Source organism: Halomonas sp. E19 (genome assembly GCF_052439355.1).
Lineage (GTDB): Bacteria > Pseudomonadota > Gammaproteobacteria > Pseudomonadales > Halomonadaceae > Halomonas.
Window position 1 is genome coordinate 2,036,363 of the sequence record NZ_JBNFWU010000001.1, and the last position, 19,065, is coordinate 2,055,427.

A 19,065-nucleotide genomic window follows, 5' to 3' on the forward strand; every position below is an offset into this window, starting at 1 on the left:
TAGCATTCCCTCCCAACCGGCCCATATGACCTAAGGACCCCGCCCGCCGAACGGCGAACGGGGGTCCTGGGCAGGCCGAAAGGACCTAGCGGAACGTCAGCCGTTGGCAACCATCGCCAGCGCCTCGTTCAAGGTCTTGCTGGGGCGCATGACCGCACGGGCAAGCGCGGGGTCGGCATGGTAGTAGCCGCCAATGTCGACCGGCTGGCCCTGCACGCCATTCAGCTCATCGAGGATGGTCGCCTCGTTGGCCTCCAGGGTCTCGGCCAGGCGGGCGAACAGCGCCTTGAGATTGGCATCCTCGTCCTGGGCGGCCAGGGCCTGGGCCCAGTACAGCGCCAGGTAGAAGTGGCTTCCGCGGTTGTCCAGCTCGCCGACCTTGCGCGAGGGCGACTTGTCGTTCTCCAGGAACTGGCCGATGGCCTTGTCCAGGGCGTCGGCCAGCAGCGCGGCACGCGCGTTGTCGAAACGCTTGGCGAGATGCTCCAGGGAGGCGGTCAGCGCCAGGAATTCGCCAAGGCTGTCCCAGCGCAGGTGGTTCTCCTCCAGCAGCTGCTGCACGTGCTTGGGCGCGGAGCCGCCGGCGCCGGTCTCGAACATGCCGCCACCGGCCATCAGCGGCACGATGGAGAGCATCTTGGCGCTGGTGCCAAGCTCCATGATCGGGAACAGGTCGGTGAGGTAGTCGCGCAGGATGTTGCCGGTCACCGAGATGGTGTCGAGGCCACGGATCACCCGCTCCAGGGTGTAGCGCATGGCACGAACCTGGGACATGATCTGGATGTCGAGCCCGCTGGTGTCGTGATCCTTGAGGTAGGTCTTCACCTTCTTGATCAGCTCGTTCTCGTGCGGGCGATAGGGGTCGAGCCAGAACACCGCCGGCATGCCGGAATCGCGGCAGCGGTCCACAGCCAGCTTGACCCAGTCGCGGATCGGGGCGTCCTTGACCTGACACATCCGCCAGATATCGCCCTTCTCGACGTTCTGGGACAGCAGCACCTCGCCGGACTCCAGGTCGGTGATGTTGGCGACGCCGTCCTCCGGCACCTCGAAGGTCTTGTCGTGGGAACCGTACTCCTCCGCCTTCTGCGCCATCAGGCCAACGTTGGGCACGGTGCCCATGGTGGCCGGGTCGAAGGCGCCGTGCCATTTGCAGAAGTTGATCATCTCCTGGTAGATGCGCGCGAAGGTGGACTCCGGGATCACCGCCTTGACGTCCTTCATGCGGCCATCGGCACCGTACATCTGGCCGCCAGCGCGGATCATGGCCGGCATGGAGGCGTCGACGATCACGTCGCTGGGCGAGTGGAAGTTGGTGATGCCGCGGGCAGAATCCACCATGGCCAGCTCCGGACGCTGGTCGTGACAGGCGTGCAGGTCGCGGATGACCTCCTCACGCTGGGATTCGGGCAGGGTGTCGAGCTTGTCATAGAGGTTCACCATGCCGTTGTTGACGTCGACGCCAAGCTCCTCGAACAGCGCACCGTGCTTCTCGAAGGCCTCCTTGTAGAAGATCTTGACGCAGTGGCCGAAGACGATCGGGTGCGAGACCTTCATCATGGTGGCCTTGACGTGCAGGGAGAACATCACGCCGGTCTTGCGCGCGTCCTCGATCTCGCGCTCATAGAATTCGCACAGCGCCTTCTTGCTCATGAACATGCTGTCGATGATCTCGCCCTCGAGCAGCGCAACCTTGGGCTTGAGCACCCGAGCTTCACCGCTCTTGGTGATCAGCTCCATCTTCACGTTGCGGGCGCGGTCCAGCGTCATCGACTTCTCGCCGTGGTAGAAGTCGCCGCCGTGCATGTGCGAGACATGGGTACGTGAAGCCTGGCTCCACTCCCCATGGAGTGCGGGTACTTGCGGGCGTATTCCTTGACCGCCTTGGGCGCGCGGCGGTCGGAGTTACCCTCGCGCAGCACCGGGTTGACGGCGCTGCCCTTGGTCTTGTCGTAGCGCGCCTTGATTTCTTTCTCTGCGTCGTTCTTCGGCTCGTCCGGATACTCCGGCAGCGCGTAGCCCTGCTGCTGCAGCTCTTTGATCGCCGCCCTGAGCTGCGGCACGGAAGCGCTGATATTGGGCAGCTTGATGATATTGGCTTCCGGCGTCTTGGCCAGGGCACCCAGCTCGGCAAGGTGATCCTCGACGCGCTGCTCGGCGGTCAGGTAATCGGGGAACTGGGAGAGAATTCGAGCCGCCAGGGAGATGTCCCGGGTCTCCACCTCGACACCGGCGGCGTCGGTGAAGGCATCGATGATCGGCAACAGCGAGTGAGTCGCCAGCGCAGGCGCTTCGTCGGTGAAGGTGTAGATAATCTTCGGCGTTTTAGACATGGTGACGTTGATCTCTCTGGTCGCTTGCGGTGGCAATAACTGGAACGGTTGCGCGCACTCACACTGTACGAAACAGGGACCCCGGCATGCTCCACCTACGATTCTCTACAGGCGGGGATGCACTTGGCATCGACCCGGTGGCGGAGTCACGGCAGGCCCCGTGACGACGAGGGCGCTCCCGGCGAGCGAGCGCATTATATCAGCCGCCCCGCCGCTGCGTATGGTCAATAAGACTGACACGCCGCCCTCTCCCATCCCGCCTCGCTTGCCGGTAAGCTTGCTCCATGAGCACTCTCTATCTGCTGCACAAGCCCTACCGCATGCTTTCCCAGTTCACCGACGGCCGACACGCCGGTGAAGCGCAGCGTGCCACCCTGGCGGACGTCATCGACGTGCCGGGCATCTACGCGGCCGGACGCCTGGATTACGATTCCGAAGGCCTGCTGCTGCTGACCGACGACGGTGCGCTGATTCACCGGATCAGCGACCCCGCCACAAGCAACCCAAGACCTATCGCGTGCAGGTGGAAGGCAGCCCCGACGAGTCGGCACTGGCGGCACTGCGTCAAGGTGTCGCGCTCAGCGACGGCATGACCCGTCCGGCCAAAGTGCGGCGCCTGGCCGAGAGCGGCCTGGCGGAGCGCACGCCGCCGCTCGACCCGAGGCGCCACCCGATCACGACCTGGCTCGAACTGACTATCAGCGAAGGCCGCAATCGTCAGGTACGCCGCATGACCGCCCATGTCGGTCACCCCACCCTGCGGCTGGTGCGCGTGGCCATCGGTCCCTGGCGCCTAGATGGCCTGCCCCCGGCGCTTGGCGCAAGGAAATCCTGCACGCCCCGCGCACCCCATCACGGCGCCCGACGCGCCACCAAGGAGATCGTCGATGAGTCGCTGGCAACCGCACGTCACCGTGGCCACGGTCGTGGAGCGCGCCGGACGCTTCCTGATGGTGGAGGAAGCACCGCGAGGCAGCCCGACCACGCTGTTCAACCAGCCGGCCGGCCATCTGGAGCCCGGCGAGAGAATAAAGGAAGCCGCTCTGCGCGAACTGCGCGAGGAGACCGCCTGGCAGGTGGGCATCACCCATTACCTCGGCATGTACGTCTACGCTTCTGCGGATGGGAAAACCTTTCATAGCCACGGCTTTCTGGGCATGGCGCTGGCGCATCAAGGCACGCCGCTCGACCCGGCCATCCTCGGCGTGCACTGGTTGACCCTCGACGAGATCGAAGCGCTGGACCGTGAGGGGCGGCTGCGCAGCCCGCTGGTGCTGCGTCGCCTACGCGACGCCCTGGCCGAGCGCTTCTTCCCCATGGAGGTGATCCACGAGCGGTAGCGGTGGCTCACCGCGCCGCCAGGCCGCCCCAAGAGCCCGGGCATCGCTAGGCCCGGCCCAACCGCCTGGCCTGGCCTAAGTGCGACGAGCCGCTCGATGGGATCGCACCAACAGGCTCGGCGCCTCGCGCCGAGATCGGGTATAATTCCGCCCCATTTGTAAACCACCGATTCCGAGAGCGCCCATGACCGCCACCTCAGGCAAGGTGATCGTCGGCATGTCCGGCGGCGTCGACTCCTCCGTTTCCGCCCTGCTGCTGCTGGAGCAGGGCTATCAGGTCGAAGGCCTGTTCATGAAGAACTGGGACGAGGACGACGGCACCGAGTACTGTACCGCCAAGGCCGACCTGGCGGACGCCCAGGCCGTGTGCGAGAAGCTGGGCATCAAGCTGCATACGGCCAACTTTGCCGCCGAGTACTGGGACAACGTGTTCGAGCACTTCCTGGCCGAGTACAAGGCCGGCCGCACGCCGAACCCGGACATCCTGTGCAACCGCGAGATCAAGTTCAAGGTGTTCCTCGAATACGCCGAGATGCTCGGCGCCGAGAAGATCGCCACCGGCCACTATGTTCGTGGCGGCGTGCGCCACGGCCGGCCACGGCTGCTCAAGGGCATCGACGCCAACAAGGATCAGAGCTATTTCCTGCACGCCGTGCCGGAAGCCGCCATCGCCCGCACGCTGTTCCCGGTAGGCGAACTGGAGAAGCCCGAGGTACGCGCCATCGCCGAGCGCCACGATCTCGCCACCGCACGCAAGAAGGACTCCACCGGCATCTGCTTCATTGGTGAGCGGCGTTTCCGCGACTTCCTGCAGCAGTACCTGCCGGCGCAGCCGGGCGTGATCGAGACGGCCGAGGGCGAAGCCATCGGCGAGCACATGGGGCTGATGTACTACACCCTGGGCCAGCGCCAGGGGCTCGGCATCGGCGGGCTGGCCAACCACCCCGAGGCGCCCTGGTACGTGGCGGGCAAGGATCTCGAGCGCAACGTGCTGGTCGCCGTGCAGGGCAAGCACCACCCGCTGCTGTACACCGATTCGCTGGCCACCGAGGCGATGGACTGGGTCGCCGGCGAGCCGCCTGCCGCCGAGGGCCGTTTCACCGCCAAGACCCGCTATCGCCAGAGCGACGTGCCTTGCCACATGCACACGCGGGAGGATGGCGGCGTCGAGGTACGCTTCGATGACCCTCAGCGCGCCGTCACCCCGGCCAGTCGCTGGTGCTCTATGACGGCGAGATCTGCCTGGGCGGCGGGGTGATTCGCGACATCTGGAATGCCACGGAGCGAGCCGCATGACCACCACCCCGATTCACCGTGCGCCGGACTCCCCGCGGCGCGCCAGGCGCTGGCCCTTGCCGGCGTGTTCCAGGCCGCCAGTCTGGTCGACGAGCTGGCCCGCACCGGCCAGGTCGAACCGCGCCCTGGGAAACTCTGATTCGTGCCACGCTGGACACCGACCCGGAAAGCTTCGAGGCGATCTACGGCGGCCACCCCAACAACCTGCGTCGCGGCCTGGAAGTGCTCGAAGCCGTGGTGGGGCGCCGCCAGGCCAATCCGGTGGTGCTGCGCTATGGCTTCTCACTGCTGCTGCTGATGAGCAAGCTGCGCCAGGACGATGCCATGATGAGCACCCTCGGCCAGCATCTGAACCGCATCCAGGGCCAGGCAGAGCATTTCGGCGCCACCCACGAGAACGTCATCGCCAGCCTCGGTGAGGCCTACCAGGAGACGCTCTCGACCCTGAAGACCCGCATCGTGGTACAAGGCGACCCCTCGATGCTGCAAAGCCGCATGATGCCCGAGCGGGTACGCGCCATCCTGCTCGCCGGCATCCGCTTCGCCCTGCTCTGGCATCAGCAGGGTGGCCGCCGCTGGAAGCTGGTGTTCCAGCGCGGCGCCCTCAAGAACGCCCTGGACCAGCTGAGCTGACCTTTTCCTACACGTACCCGGACACTGACCATGCACGCCGCTTCCCTGCCCCTTACCGCTCTTACCGCCCTCTCCCCCGTCGATGGCCGCTACGGCAGCAAGGCCGAGAGCCTGCGCGAGCACTTCAGCGAGTTCGGCCTGATCCGCGCCCGCGTGATCGTCGAGATCCGCTGGCTACAGCGCCTCGCCGAGCAGGGCGGCATCGTCGAGGTGCCGCCGCTCTCGGCCGAGGCCACGGCCTTCCTCGAGGCGATGATCCGCGACTTCTCGCTGGCCGACGCCGAGCGCATCAAGGAGATCGAGCGCACCACCAACCACGACGTCAAGGCGGTGGAGTACTTCATCAAGGAGAAGATCGTCGCGCAGCCGGAGCTGCACGCCATCACCGAGTTCGTGCACTTCGCCTGCACCAGCGAAGACATCAACAATCTCTCCTACGGCGTGATGCTCGCCGACGGCCTGAAGACCCTGCTGCCGGTGATGCACCGGGTCGCCGACGAGATCGCCAAGCTGGCCCACGAGCACGCCGCCCAGCCGATGCTCTCGCGCACCCACGGCCAGACGGCCAGCCCCACCACCCTGGGCAAGGAGATGGCCAACGTCGCCTATCGCCTGCGCCGCCAGCTCGCCCAGATCGAAAGCGTCGAGATCCTGGGCAAGATCAACGGCGCGGTAGGCAACTACAACGCTCATCTGGCCACCTATCCGGACGTCGACTGGGAGGCCAACGCGCGCACATTCGTCGAGGGCCTGGGGCTGACCTTCAACCCCTACACCACCCAGATCGAGCCCCACGACTACATTGCCGAGCTGTTCGACGCCGTGTGCCGCTTCAACACCGTACTGATCGACTTCGACCGCGACGTGTGGGGCTACATCTCGCTGGGCTACTTCAAGCAGAAGACGGTCGAGGGCGAGATCGGCTCCTCAACCATGCCGCACAAGGTCAACCCCATCGACTTCGAGAACTCCGAGGGCAATCTGGGCCTGGCCAACGCGGTGCTCGGCCACCTGGCGCAGAAGCTGCCGATCTCGCGCTGGCAGCGCGACCTCACCGACTCCACCGTGCTGCGCAACGCTCGGCGTCGGCCTGGCCTACGGCCTGATCGCCTACGAGGCGGCGCTCAAGGGCATCGGCAAGCTCGAGGCCAACCCGGCGCGCCTGGCCGAGGACCTCGACGCCAGCTGGGAGGTGCTCGCCGAGCCGATCCAGACGGTGATGCGCCGCTACGGCATCGAGAAGCCCTATGAGAAACTCAAGGAGCTGACCCGCGGCAAGCGCATCGATCAGGCCGGCTTTGCCGCCTTCATCGATACGCTGGCACTGCCGGCCGAGGTCAAGACCGAGCTCAAGGCGCTGACGCCGGCCAGCTACATCGGCAACGCCGAGGCCCAGGCCCGCCGGCTGTGAGCCGGCCGGCAACGCACCAGGAGGCGCCATGGTCAAGCTGACCAAAATCTACACCCGCACCGGCGACAAGGGCGACACCGGGCTCGGCGACGGCAGCCGCGTGGCCAAGCACGACCTGCGCGTCGAGGCCTTCGGCACGGTGGACGAGGCCAACGCCACCCTCGGCCTGGCCCAGCTTCACGCCGAGGGCGAGCTCGCCGAGGTGCTGACCCGAGCACAGAACGACCTGTTCGACGTCGGCGCCGACCTGTGCACGCCGGAGCAGGAGAACCCGCCGTACCCGCCGCTGCGGGTCACGGCTGGCCAGGTCGAGTATCTGGAAGCGCGCATCGATGCTTACAACGCCGAGCTCGCCACCCTGCGCTCGTTCATCCTGCCGGGCGGCACCGCGCTTGCCGCCCACCTGCACCTGGCCCGCACCGTGACGCGCCGCGCCGAGCGCACGGTCACGGCGCTGATGACGCAGCAGACGGTCAATCCCGAGGTGCTGCGCTACCTCAACCGCCTCTCCGACCTGCTGTTCGTCCTGGCGCGGCGGGCCAACGGCAATGGCGAAGGCGATGTGCTTGGGTGCCCGGCGCCAACCGATGAATACCGACAAGGCCACAGCGGCCTCGCCCTGCATCGGCGTGTGCCGCCTCGACCCAGCCTCGCAGCACTGCCTCGGCTGCCTGCGCACACTGGACGAGATCGCCGCCTGGTCGTCGCTCGACGACGCCAGGCGTCGCACCATCTTGCGCCAGCTGCCGAGCCGCAGGGCGCACTGACTGGCGCCAGCCACTGCACGATACGCTACCATTAGCGCTTGCTTCCGTAGGCGGCACTTGCCGCCTGCGGCCTTCGTGCCCTTAGCCGGATAGCGAGTCCCTATGCCGACCGACAGCCCCCTCACCCTGCTGGGCGGCCTCACCGCCGCCGAGTTCCTGCACGATTACTGGCAGCGCAAGCCGCTGCTGATCCGCGGCGCCTTTCCCGATTTCGAAAGTCCGCTCGATCCCGACGAGCTGGCCGGGCTTGCCTGCGAAGAGGGCGTCGAGGCCCGGCTGGTGGAGGAGGATGGCCCAGACGGCCCCTGGCAGGTCAGCCACGGCCCCTTCGACGAGGCCGTGTTCGGCGAGCTGCCCGAGCGCGACTGGACCCTGCTGGTGCAGGCGGTAGACCACTACGTGCCTGAGGTGGCCGAGCTGCTCGCGAATTTCGACTTCCTGCCACGCTGGCGACTCGATGACATCATGATCAGCTACGCCCCGCCGGGGGCAGCGTCGGCCCCCACGTCGATCAGTACGACGTCTTCCTGATCCAGGGCCTGGGCAAGCGTCGCTGGCAGCTCGGCGGTAAGGTGGCAGACGACGCCCCGATCCTCGGCGGCATCGACCTGCGTATTCTCGAGCGCTTCGAGGTCGAGCCCGGCGACGACTGGGTGCTGGAACCCGGCGACATGCTCTACCTGCCGCCGGGCTGGGCCCACCATGGCGTCAGCCAGTCCGACGACTGCATGACCTACTCGGTGGGCTTTCGCGCCCCGTCGGCGGATGAAGCTATCACCTCGTTCGCCGACTACCTCGGCGAGCAGCTGCCCGCGTCGCTGCGCTACGGCGATGCCGGCATGGCACCGCCCGCCGACCCCGCGGAACTCGATGACGCCTCGCTCGAGCGCATGCGCCGCCTGATCCTGGCCACCCTCGACGACCCGGCTCAGTTGGCCCAGTGGTTCGGCCGGGTGATGACTCAGCCCAAGTATCCCGACCAGTTGGTGCCAAGCGAACGCCCGACCGACGTCGATGCGCTTGTCGCGATACTACAGGATGGCGAGGAGTTGCTGCGCAGCCCCGGATCGCGCTTCGCCTGGCGCGCCGGCGAGGGCGAGCGCGCCACCCTGTTCGTCGATGGCGACGGCATCGAATGCGCGCTGCCGCTGGCCCGTGCCCTGGCCGCCGACACTCCGCTAGACGCCGATCTGCTGTTGCTCGAAGGCGCTGCCGAACTGCTTGCCAGGCTGCTCGATGCCGGCAGCCTCGGCTGGTATGACGAAGAGGAGTAAGCGAGTGCCAGAGCCAGTCATCATTCAGGAGGGCAGCTGGGCGGAGCTTGGCAAGCTGGCCGGCGAGATCCGCCGCGTGGTGTTCATTGACGAGCAGCGAGTACCGCTCGCCGAGGAGTGGGACGGGCGCGACGACACCTGCCGCCATTTCGTCGCCCTGCGCGGCGAGGCGGCGCTGGGCACGGCCCGGCTGCTGCCCGACGGCCATATCGGCCGGGTCGCCGTGCTGCGCGACGCGCGCGGGCTGGGCATCGGCGCGGCGCTGATGGAAGCCGCCATCGACTCCGCGCGACGCCTGGGCCACGCCCAGGTGGAACTCGCGGCTCAGACCCACGCCCTCGCCTTCTATGAAAATCTGGGCTTCGTCGCCTTCGGCGAAATTTCATGGACGCCGGCATTCCGCACCGCAACATGCGCCTTTTGCTCAACGGTAGCTAGGCGTCTCCCCGAACTTCAAACGAAAAACCACTACAGCAAGAGGGCGCCCCAACGCCCTCTTGTAGTCATACTACAACCCTGCCTTCCCCAAAGTGCCCATTGTGAAGCCCGCGCCACATGCGCCATAGTGCATGCCAGGGCGAGGGACGAAACGACTGTTCGATCACATCCCTGTAGTCGAATTCATACAGACGTTTCAAATTCGCCAAGGTACGACCAAGGCAGCACAGACAAGCCGCTTCCGAAGGCCGAACCTGATCTCATTTCGCGGGTGCAGCATTATGCATGCCCTGCTCGACCGCACCAGACCCGAGGAGGATGGTTCCATGTCCTACAAAGACGACATCAAGGCACTGGCTCAACTGCGTGAAGCCCAGCAAGGCAAGTGGGCTAGCATCAGCCCCGAGAGCGCTGCCCGCATGCGCGCCCAGAACCGCTTCAAGACCGGCCTGGACATTGCCAAGTACACCGCCAAGATCATGCGCGAGGACATGGCCGCCTATGACGCCGACAGCGCTCAGTACACTCAGTCGCTGGGCTGCTGGCACGGCTTCATCGGCCAGCAGAAGCTGATCTCCATCAAGAAGCACTTCGGCACCACCAAGCGCCGCTACCTCTACCTCTCCGGCTGGATGGTGGCCGCGCTGCGCTCGAATTCGGCCCGCTGCCCGACCAGTCCATGCACGAGAAGACCACCGTCGCAGGCCTGATCGAAGAGCTCTACACCTTCCTGCGCCAGGCCGACGCCTGGGAACTCAACCACCTGTTCCGTGACCTGGAAGAGGCCCAGAAGGCCGGCGACACGGCGAAGGCCGAGGAGCTGATCGCCAAGATCGACAACCACGAGACCCACGTAGTGTCGATCATCGCCGACATCGACGCCGGTTTCGGCAACGCCGAGGCGACCTACCTGCTGGCCAAGAAGATGATCGAAGCGGGTGCCTGCTGCATCCAGATCGAGAACCAGGTCTCCGACGAGAAACAGTGCGGTCACCAGGACGGCAAAGTCACCGTGCCCCACGAGGACTTCCTGGCCAAGATCAACGCCGTGCGTTACGCCTTCCTCGAGCTGGGCGTTGATGATGGCGTCATCGTCGCCCGCACCGACTCCTGGGCGCCGGCCTGACCCAGAAGATCGCCGTGACCAAGGAGCCGGGCGACCTGGGCGACCAGTACAACAGCTTCCTCGACGGCGACGAGATCACCAGCGCCTCCGACATCGACAACGGCGACGTGGTGATCAAGCAGAACGGCAAGCTGGTCAAGGTCAAGCGCCTGGCCTCCGGCCTCTACCAGTTCAAGCCGGGTACCGGCGAGGACCGCGTGGTGCTGGACTGCATCACCAGCCTGCAGAACGGCGCCGACCTGCTGTGGATCGAGACCGAGAAGCCCCACGTCGGCCAGATCGCCAGCATGGTCAACCGTATCCGCGAAGTGGTGCCGGACGCCAAGCTGGTCTACAACAACTCCCCGTCCTTCAACTGGACGCTGAACTTCCGCCAGCAGGTGTTCGACGCCTGGGAGAAGGAAGGCAAGGACGTCTCCGCCTACGAGCGCAGCAAGCTGATGAGCGCCGAGTACGACAACACCGACCTGGGCAAGCTGGCCGACGAGTGGACTCGCAACTTCCAGCGCGACGCCGCGCGCGAGGCGAGGCATCTTCCACCACCTGATCACGCTGCCGACCTACCACACCGCCGCGCTGTCCACCGACAACCTGGCCAAGGGCTACTTCGGCGACGAAGGCATGCTGGCCTACGTGGCGGGCGTTCAGCGCCGCGAGATTCGCGAAGGTATCGCCACCGTGAAGCACCAGGACATGGCCGGCTCCAACATCGGCGACGACCACAAGGAGTTCTTCCACGGCGAAGCGGCCCTGAAGGCCGGTGGCAAGGACAACACCATGAACCAGTTCGGCTGACATGGCGTGACGTAAACGACTGGAACCCTTGGGGAGGCCTTGTGCCTCCCTTTTTCGTGCTTCCCTTGCCCAGCGCCTTGGCGGGTGCAGCCGGAACAGACCTTGCGTCTGTCGCTGGTGAGTCAGCCTTGAGCCTGGCTTATTTCGCTGCCCCGGGCACTCCCCGGCGCCGTACTGGTCAAATGGGCCATGACGAGTTAGGCTAGTTAGCAAACAGTGTTTCGTATAATCACGGCAACGACGATGCTCCTACGAGATCGGAATCGACCTTGCCCTCAGGAGGTGTCCATGAAGCGTCTTCTTCCCGTGCTGGCCCTTGGCGCGCTTACCCTGGCCGGCTGTGCCAACACCTCGACCATGGGCGGCGACGTCTATCGCGGTAGCCAGGCCCAGACGGCCCAGACCGTCACCTTCGGCACCATCACTGCCCTGCGTCAGGTGCAGCTCCAAGCTGACAGCCGCATGGGCGGTATCGTCGGCACCGGCGGCGGCGCCGTGGTCGGCGGCATGCTCGGCAGGCAGGTAGGTGGCGGCACTGGCCGTCAGCTGGCAACCGCGGCGGGTGTGATCGGCGGTGCCGTGGCCGGCAGCGCCATCGAGGAGTCCACCAACCGCGTGCGCGCCTGGGAAATGGAGATCCGCCGCGACGACGGCCAGAACGTGGTGATCGTGCAGAAAGCCGACCGCCCCTTCCAGGTCGGCCAGCGCGTTCGCATCATTGGCAGCGGCGCCGATGTGAGCGTAGCGCCCTACTGAAGCCCACTCTCTCGCAGCAAGCGTAGGCCCCAGTAATAAGAAGGCCCGTGGCGATGCCACGGGCGCTTCTTTCATAGCGCAGCTTTATGCAGCAACTCTGCGAGCCACGGGTCGGGTGTCGCCCCGACCCGGCCACCATGTGTTAGTGAAAGGTGGCCTTGTTCATGCCCCAGCTCACCGCCTTGCGCACGATCAGGGCCAGCAGTGCAACCAGGATCAGAGTCAGCAGCATATCGACAGGACGTACCAACGCGGTGGCACCCAGCACGGCCAGCGCCAGGCTCCAGACCCAGCGGTTGTCGTCGTTGCTCTTGATCACACGCGGAACGACCTTGCTCACTCCGGCGCTGACGGTGGTTTCCCACTGCTTGATGCAGAAGTACAGGATGAGGGCAAAGGCGATCAGCCAGAGCACGATCTCGGTCATGGGTAGGCTCCATGGTAGGTTTCAGGGACAGGGCAAAAGAATCCCGCTAGGGTAGCCTCGCGGCACGGGCCGCGCAACTAGGCCAATAGGCGTGAATGAGGCTCAGGCCGTTGGCGAGCAACCTGAAAATGTCTCTCCTCCCCTGACAGCCTTGGAATGGCGCGTTACCATATTGGCTACATGCACCCAAAGAAAGGCTACTCATGCAGATTGCGCAGAATTCCGTCGTCGCATTCCACTACACCCTGACCAACGATGCGGGCGAAGTGCTCGACAGCTCCGAGGGCCGTCAGCCGCTGACCTACCTGCACGGTGCCGGTAACATCATTCCCGGGCTCGAGCGCCAGCTTGAGGGTCGTGCCGCCGGCGATAAGCTGAACGTCTCCGTGTCGCCGGAAGAAGGCTACGGCGAGGTGCAGCCGCAGCTCGTGCAGGAAGTGCCGCGCGATGCCTTCCAGGGCGTGGAGGCCGTGGAGCCGGGCATGCAGTTCCAGGCCCAGACCCAAGGTGGTCCGATGATGGTCACCGTCACCAAAGTCGAAGGCGATACCGTCACCGTCGACGGCAACCACCCGCTGGCCGGACAGAAGCTCAACTTCGATGTCGAGATCGCCAACGTGCGTGAAGCCAGCCAGGAAGAAATCGAGCACGGCCACGTCCACGGTGAAGGCGGCGTCGAACACTGAGTCGACGCACGTTTCCACGCGAGACGACCAGGGGCAGCCAGATGGCTGCCCCTCTGTTTTTCAGCGCCCCGCCTTACAACGGCCAGCATCGGGCTAGCCACGGCGAGGAGCGACCCGCCTAGCGTACCAGGGCTACCCGGGCACGGCTGCGCTCGCCCTGCCACAACCACAGCGCGATGGCGAGGGTGACGCCGAGCAGTAGCCACGAACCGACGGCAACCCCGAACCAGCCGGCCCGCTGCCAGAACGGCTCGAGCCACAGGCTACCCAGGCTGGCACCCAGGTAGTAGAACACCAGGTAGAGGGCCGAGGCACTGCCGCGTGCCGTCTGCGCCTGGCGGCTGACCCAGCTCGAGGCCATCGAGTGAGCGAGAAAGAACCCCACCGCATTGATCGTCAGCCCGGCGATGATCCAGGCCAGCGAGGGCGACAGAGTGATGTAGGTACCCGCCATCAGGATGGCGATGCCCAGCGTCATGCAGGCCGGCTGGCTGAGATGCCGGGTCAGCCGGCCAGAGAGCGCCGAACTCAGCGTGCCGCCGAGGTAGGTGAGGAAGATCATCCCCAGCCAGCGGGCGCTGAGGCCAAACGGCTCATCGGCCAGGCGAAAGGTGATGTAGCTGTACTGGTTGATGAAAATGAGGAAGTTGATGCCGCCGAGCAGGTAGGCGGCCAGCAGCAGCGGGTGGCGTAGGTGCCCGCCCAGGTCGGCCAGGGCGGCACGCAGCTCGAAGCGCCGCGGGCTGAACTGGCGAGGCGGCGGCAGCAGCTTCCAGAACAGCGCCACACCAACCAGCGTGACCAGCCCGACGGTGAGGAAGCCGGCGCCGGCCCCCCAGCTCACCGACGCCGCCACCGATCAGGCGACCGCCGATTCCCCCAGCGTATTGGCGCCGATATAGAGCCCCACCGCCGCCATCAGCGCCGGGCGATCGAACTCGTCGCCCATCCAGGCGATGGCCACCGCCGGCAGCCCACCGAGCACGAAGCCCTGTACCAGGCGCAGGGCCAGCAGCGTCTCGAAGTTGGGCGCCAAGGCTAGCCCCAGCGAGCACAGTCCGGTCAGCAGCAGAGTGATGCGCATAATTCCGCCGCGCCCGATGGCATCCGACAGCGGGCCGAAGACCAGCAGCGATGCCGCCAGGGCCAGGGTAGCGACCGACATGATCAGGCTGACCGCCAGGGTCGAGACCCCGTACAGCTGGCGCAGGTCGGGCAGCAGCGGCTGCGGCGCATAGAGATTGAAGAAGACCAGAATGGAACCCAGGCAGAGAGCCAGGGTAGCGCGCCACCAGGCGCGCGAGTGTGCAGCGATCATGCGAAGAACCTGAGCGATTACCGGTGTCACATGATCAGTGATGCCACATAATAAGCCAAACAGAAGAAAACGATGACAAACATCTCTTTTTCTTATTGCGGAGCGATATGAGCCTGCCCTTCGACCTGCGTGCCCTGCGCGTCTTCGTCACCGTAGCCGAACATGCCGGCTTCAGCGCCGCGGCCCGCGAGCTGCACGTGGCCCAGTCGGCCGTCAGCCAGACCATCGCCAACCTCGAGCGCCAGCTGGAGCTGCGGCTCTTCCACCGCCACGAGCGGCGCATCGCCCTGACCCCGGAGGGCGAGGCGCTCTATGCCCATGCCCGCGAACTGCTCGAGCGCGCCGAGGCGACCCACCTGGCCATGCGGGAACTGCACGGACTGGTCAAGGGCGAGGTCCGCATCGGCATTCCGTCGATGCTCGGCTCGTACTATTTCCCGCCGCTGCTGATGGGGTTCAAGGCACGCCATCCCGGCATTCGCCTGACCGTGGTGGAAGCGGGCGCACGCCGACTGCAGAGCATGATTGCCGCGGGGGAGCTGGATCTGGGGGTGGTAATCGACGACGAGCAGAGCCGTCAGATGGAGCGGCGACGGCTGGTGCGGGAAGAGATGGTGGTTTGCGTGCCCCGCGACCATCCGTTTGCTCAGCGGCGCAGCGTGAGCGCCGCCGAATTCTTTCAGGAGCCGCTGGTGCTGTTTCAGGATGGCTACTTCCATCGCGAATTTGTCGACGCCCTGTCGCGTCAAACCGGGCTTGTCGCCAATATTGCCTTCCAGTCGAACTTGATCCCGCTGACCAAGGCGATCGTGCGCCAGGGTTTCGGCATCACCACCTTCCTGCGCCGGGTGGTTGACGAGCCTGGCCTTGCCGCGGTCTCGTTCGACCGCCCGGCCTGGCTCGACCTATCGCTGGCCTGGGCCAAGGGGAGTACCTGTCTCGCGCCGAGAGCGCCTTCGTGGCGTTCGTGACCGAACACCATGAGACGCTCTAGCGGAAGCCTGGACTCAGCCTTCGCCGAGGTCGGCGACGCGCTGCGCCAGGGTCGTCGGCTCCAGCGTTCGGCGCGCCTGCCAGAAGTGACGCTTCCAGTAGGTATTGTCGAGCTCCGATAGGATCACGCCCTGCGAGGTGGAAGCGTGCAGGAAGAAACCCTCGCCGACATAGATTCCGACATGATCATAGGCGCCTGGCGGGCGGAAGAAGACCAGATCACCGACCTGCAGCTCATCGAGCCCGACCTGGGTGCCCTTCTGAACCTGTTCCCCGGTGGAGCGAGGCAGGTCGAGGCGGAAAGTTTCGCTGAAGACGTTGCGCACCAGCGCCGAGCAATCGATACCTCGCTCGGTGGTGCCGCCCAGCCGGTAGGGGGTGCCCGCCCAGCGGCGATGCTGTGCCAGCAGCGCCTCGCGGACCACGGCCTGGTTGGGGCCGTGAAGGCTGTCGGCGCGCAACAGCGGGTTGTCCACCGGGGACATCATGGGGTTCCAGGAAGCTGGCATGCCGGGCAGCTGAAGGGCGAAGTAATCTTCCACGCCCTGGGACTGCTTCGCCGAACCGGCACATCCGGTCAATAACCCCAGAGAGATGCAAAGCAACACGATACGCGTCGATCCCGTTGCGACCATCCTGCGAATTCCTTATTCCCTGAGCCGCACGCGTCCCGATGAGCCAAGGCTGGCTCAGCGCTGACCAACTGCTGCTTAACTTCAGGACATTCGCTGTGGTAGTGGTGCCTGGCAACCTGCCCGTACCACTGCCAAAGCGGCCTTTGGCGGCTCGCGATATTTTTTTAAAGGCCCCTAGAGCGCGGGGCCGTTCCCATAAACGTGATGACTATAACCACACTTTTTCACTAGAGCGAGCCCTAATGTAGCGTGCGTGTATCCCCCGGCAAGGTATCGATGTGCTGGGGCGCCCAGTGAGACGGTCTGGCGCCCGGGAAATCCAGGCTTGCCCAGGCCCCGGCCAGCGGCGGCGCTCCCGACAGCCACGCCACCAGCGCCTGGCGGAAACCCTCCAGGAAGCTTTCCCGTTCGGGGGTGTCGCCCATGAAGAACGAGAAGCCGGCATGCAGGCCGCTGGCGTAGGCACGCCAACCACCATAGTGTGCGGCAGCCAGGGCATGGGATCGCTCCAGCACACTGGCAAAAGCGGACTCGTCCAGCCATCCCAGCTGGCGCCCGGCAATTGCCAGGTCCACCGCTTGGGCGATGTCCCAGGCGGTCATGTCCAGCTCGTTGCAGCCGTCGGTGTTGTCTCGCACTCGCTGCAGTCGCAGCAGGTGGTTGCGGTCCTCCTCGCTGAGGTCGCCGGAGTCGAGCATGGCGATCTCGGAGGCAAGGCGCTGGGCGTTCAGGGTATAGGGGGCATAGTTGATCTGGTAATCCTGCCGATCCCCCGCTTCAAGCAGGAAATCGAGAAACTCGATGAGCTCGGCCTGTCCATGCAAGCCGTAGTGACTGTCGATCCACTCATGGATCGACGCCGCCTCGCGCTCGCTCTCGCGGTGAGGTTCGCTCCAGGCCGCACTGTTCAGCGGTCCGACCAACGCCATGGCGGTGAAGCGCGACAGCGTGGGACGCGGGCCCGGCTCCTGCCACTGAGTGCTGCGCCAGTCGAGCCAATGGAAGGGACTGCCCGGGTCGTCGAGGTGCCAGCGGATCTCGTTGACCAGCGGCGGGTGCTCTCCCTCGGGCAGCAGTGCCTCCCACTGGGCCCAGGCTTCGAGCAGGCGGCGCGCATCGGGATAGAAGCGACTCAGAGTACCCCGCAGCGATTCGGCCAGCGCTTCCAGCGCTGTCGGATCGAAGGCCTCGCTGTCCATCGCCATCTGCAGGTAAAAGGCGTACTTCTCGGCCATGTGGATGGTGGCCGCATGGCGGCTGCCCTGCTTCAGCGCAGCTAGGCTGCCCAGATCGGCAAGCGCCGGCCTACCGAATGGCGTGTCGCTGGGCGGCAAGGCGCTATGGGCGGCGTCTGCGGCCAGCTGGTTCAGGTGATGCGCCTGGGCCGGTAGCCAATAGCGGGCCAGGGCTTCGATGCCTTCATCCGGGTAGAGGCCAAGCGTTTCCTGCAGATACTGCAGCGCGTCATCGCGGCGCGCCTGGGGCAGCGGTTGCAGCAGGCCCTGGCGCATGGCGAGCTCCGGTTCGCGCACCGAGGCGAGCGCCAGCACCCAGTGCCGGGCGGAGCGCCGCCACTCGGCCACCGCCTGACGCGACGCTTGCTTCTCCTGCTCATCGAGCAGCTCCTGCAGCGGCACTCGCCAGGGGCTGACCGGGGAGCCCAGCAGCAGCTCCCAGTCGCGAGCCATGTCCGCCAGGCAGTTGCTGCCTTCGAACAGGCTACGGCCACGCTGGTAGGAGCGTGCCAACGCCGACCAGTCGCTGTAGCGCCGCTGCAGCAGGTCGGCCGCATGCACGGCGAAGTCATGGCCCTCATCGAGCGTGAGCCAGCCCGCGCAGATCCCGAGCCACGCCAGGTCGACCATTCTCAGCCAGTCCCAGGCGGCCCACTCCAGCGGTTCGCCCTTGTCGATGAAGTCGAGCATGACCTGGCCATAGTCCTGCTCGGCTTCACCCAGGCTCTCGCGCCACTGGCCACGGGCATCGCCCTGCGCCTGCAGCAGGCGGGTCGCGTCGAGATCCCAGCCGTGGCGCTGCCCCTGGCCCGCCATCCACAGCAGGTTCTGGATCAGTGCGGTGCGATCCTCGAGCTGCCAGTCATGGCTGAGCCAACGCCGCGCCTCCTCGCCCTCAGGGCCGTCGGGACGCGCCGCCGGCAACCCTGGCAGCGGAGCGAAGGCGGCGCGCAGCCGCCAAACGCCCTCACCCGGCCCATCGGGCCACAGCGACAGCGGCTTGCGCCGGTGGTGCGTTACCCACTCGGCGATCAGTTCCCAGGTGATGCCCTCGCCCTGATGCTCCAAGGCGGCCAGGGCTTCGCAGGCCTCCCAGAAGACATCGTCGCCCCGCACCCAGCCTTCGGCACTCTTGGCATGCAGCAGCGCCTCGTGCCAGGCATCCAGGCTGGCGAAGTGGCCAGTGATCTCGTCGGCCAGCCGCAGTGCCCAGTGGCGGGCACGCGTCTCGGTCAGCCAGCCGGCAGCCCCCGCCAGCGCCACCAGCTCGAGCCCCGCCAGCAGACGGGCGGGGTCGGGGCTTCCCGTGCGCAGTGCCTCGATCAGGCGCCAGCCGAGCTCACCGCTTTCCATGACGCCGAGCTCGGCTAGCCTGGCCGTTGCGGCATCGGTCTCGATCATGATGGGTTCAGGCTCGAAAGCCCATTCGCACAGCACCAGCTGCTGGGCCCACCAGGCGTAAAGGGGTCGACCAAGTCTCACCTCGGAGTCTGCCTCAAGGGAACGGCACGGTTCACCGCGCCAGAACGAATCGGCGCCTAGTGTAGCGGAAAGCGCCCCTTTCGCCGATGGGCAACAGGTAGACATCGGTGCCCTTGACCC

General features: G+C 65.9%; 8 protein-coding genes and 9 pseudogenes. 12 read left to right on the forward strand and 5 right to left on the reverse strand.

What is annotated here, in order from left to right:
- Window positions 1-96: 96 nt before the first annotated feature.
- Window positions 97-2,333: pseudogene (locus tag ACUDAL_RS10770) on the reverse strand (NADP-dependent isocitrate dehydrogenase).
- Between the two features lie 284 nt (window positions 2,334-2,617).
- Between ACUDAL_RS10770 and ACUDAL_RS10775 the strand changes: the two are divergent.
- The 10 genes and pseudogenes from ACUDAL_RS10775 (at window position 2,618) to ACUDAL_RS10820 (ending at window position 12,169) form a co-directional block, all read left to right on the forward strand.
- Window positions 2,618-3,224 (forward strand): annotated as a pseudogene (locus ACUDAL_RS10775) (pseudouridine synthase).
- Entirely contained in the window at window positions 3,221-3,673 is a 453-nt protein-coding gene (locus tag ACUDAL_RS10780) for an NUDIX domain-containing protein (RefSeq protein WP_444678139.1), read from the forward strand. Before ACUDAL_RS10775 ends, ACUDAL_RS10780 begins: the two are co-directional and overlap by 4 nt.
- A gap of 184 nt (window positions 3,674-3,857) precedes the next feature.
- Window positions 3,858-4,969, forward strand: a pseudogene (gene mnmA / locus ACUDAL_RS10785) (tRNA 2-thiouridine(34) synthase MnmA).
- Window positions 4,966-5,602: pseudogene (gene hflD, locus ACUDAL_RS10790) on the forward strand (high frequency lysogenization protein HflD). The pseudogenes mnmA and hflD overlap by 4 nt, the downstream one beginning before the upstream one ends.
- Window positions 5,603-5,647: 45 nt before the next feature.
- Window positions 5,648-7,013 (forward strand): annotated as a pseudogene (purB, locus tag ACUDAL_RS10795) (adenylosuccinate lyase).
- A 28-nt stretch (window positions 7,014-7,041) separates the two neighbouring features.
- Window positions 7,042-7,815 carry a cob(I)yrinic acid a,c-diamide adenosyltransferase gene (locus ACUDAL_RS10800; RefSeq protein ID WP_444678140.1) on the forward strand — a complete coding sequence of 258 codons (774 nt, stop codon included), beginning with the start codon at window positions 7,042-7,044 and terminating at the stop codon, window positions 7,813-7,815.
- Window positions 7,816-7,882: 67 nt separating this feature from the next.
- A pseudogene (locus ACUDAL_RS10805) lies at window positions 7,883-9,054 on the forward strand (JmjC domain-containing protein).
- 4 nt (window positions 9,055-9,058) lie between these two features.
- A complete protein-coding gene (locus ACUDAL_RS10810) occupies window positions 9,059-9,862 on the forward strand; it encodes a GNAT family N-acetyltransferase (RefSeq protein WP_444678141.1) in 804 nt (267 codons plus the stop codon).
- Window positions 9,819-11,413, forward strand: a pseudogene (locus ACUDAL_RS10815) (isocitrate lyase). Before ACUDAL_RS10810 ends, ACUDAL_RS10815 begins: the two are co-directional and overlap by 44 nt.
- A gap of 288 nt (window positions 11,414-11,701) precedes the next feature.
- Window positions 11,702-12,169 carry a hypothetical protein gene (locus tag ACUDAL_RS10820; protein ID WP_444678142.1) on the forward strand — a complete coding sequence of 156 codons (468 nt, stop codon included), beginning with the start codon at window positions 11,702-11,704 and terminating at the stop codon, window positions 12,167-12,169.
- A 142-nt stretch (window positions 12,170-12,311) separates the two neighbouring features.
- Here ACUDAL_RS10820 and ACUDAL_RS10825 read toward each other — a convergent pair whose 3' ends face one another.
- Window positions 12,312-12,596: a hypothetical protein gene (locus ACUDAL_RS10825; protein WP_444678143.1), complete on the reverse strand. Its 285-nt coding sequence runs from the start codon at window positions 12,594-12,596 to the stop codon at window positions 12,312-12,314.
- Between the two features lie 203 nt (window positions 12,597-12,799).
- Between ACUDAL_RS10825 and ACUDAL_RS10830 the strand changes: the two genes are divergently transcribed.
- Window positions 12,800-13,282 (forward strand): FKBP-type peptidyl-prolyl cis-trans isomerase, encoded by a 483-nt coding sequence (locus tag ACUDAL_RS10830; protein ID WP_444678144.1) that lies wholly within the window; start codon window positions 12,800-12,802, stop codon window positions 13,280-13,282.
- Window positions 13,283-13,400: 118 nt separating this feature from the next.
- On the opposite strand, the pseudogene ACUDAL_RS10835 reads toward ACUDAL_RS10830, so the two are convergent.
- A pseudogene (locus tag ACUDAL_RS10835) lies at window positions 13,401-14,600 on the reverse strand (MFS transporter).
- Between the two features lie 107 nt (window positions 14,601-14,707).
- Between ACUDAL_RS10835 and ACUDAL_RS10840 the strand changes: the two are divergent.
- Window positions 14,708-15,594: pseudogene (locus ACUDAL_RS10840) on the forward strand (LysR family transcriptional regulator).
- A gap of 13 nt (window positions 15,595-15,607) precedes the next feature.
- Here the strand turns inward: ACUDAL_RS10840 and ACUDAL_RS10845 are convergent.
- Together ACUDAL_RS10845 and ACUDAL_RS10850 are read right to left on the reverse strand one after the other, a co-directional pair.
- On the reverse strand, window positions 15,608-16,228 hold the full coding sequence (locus tag ACUDAL_RS10845) for a C40 family peptidase (protein WP_444678145.1): 621 nt from the start codon (window positions 16,226-16,228) through the stop codon (window positions 15,608-15,610).
- Window positions 16,229-16,467: 239 nt separating this feature from the next.
- Window positions 16,468-18,945, reverse strand: coding sequence for a DUF1266 domain-containing protein (locus ACUDAL_RS10850; RefSeq protein WP_444678146.1), 2,478 nt, complete (start codon window positions 18,943-18,945; stop codon window positions 16,468-16,470).
- Window positions 18,946-19,065: the final 120 nt, after the last annotated feature.

Coding starts and splice junctions, on each gene's coding strand:
- ACUDAL_RS10780 (WP_444678139.1), top strand. CDS start 3,221: ATGAGTCGCTGGCAACCGCACGTCACCGTGGCCACGGTCGTGGAGCGC.
- ACUDAL_RS10800 (WP_444678140.1), top strand. CDS start 7,042: ATGGTCAAGCTGACCAAAATCTACACCCGCACCGGCGACAAGGGCGAC.
- ACUDAL_RS10820 (WP_444678142.1), top strand. CDS start 11,702: ATGAAGCGTCTTCTTCCCGTGCTGGCCCTTGGCGCGCTTACCCTGGCC.
- ACUDAL_RS10825 (WP_444678143.1), bottom strand. CDS start 12,596: ATGACCGAGATCGTGCTCTGGCTGATCGCCTTTGCCCTCATCCTGTAC.
- ACUDAL_RS10830 (WP_444678144.1), top strand. CDS start 12,800: ATGCAGATTGCGCAGAATTCCGTCGTCGCATTCCACTACACCCTGACC.
- ACUDAL_RS10845 (WP_444678145.1), bottom strand. CDS start 16,228: ATGGTCGCAACGGGATCGACGCGTATCGTGTTGCTTTGCATCTCTCTG.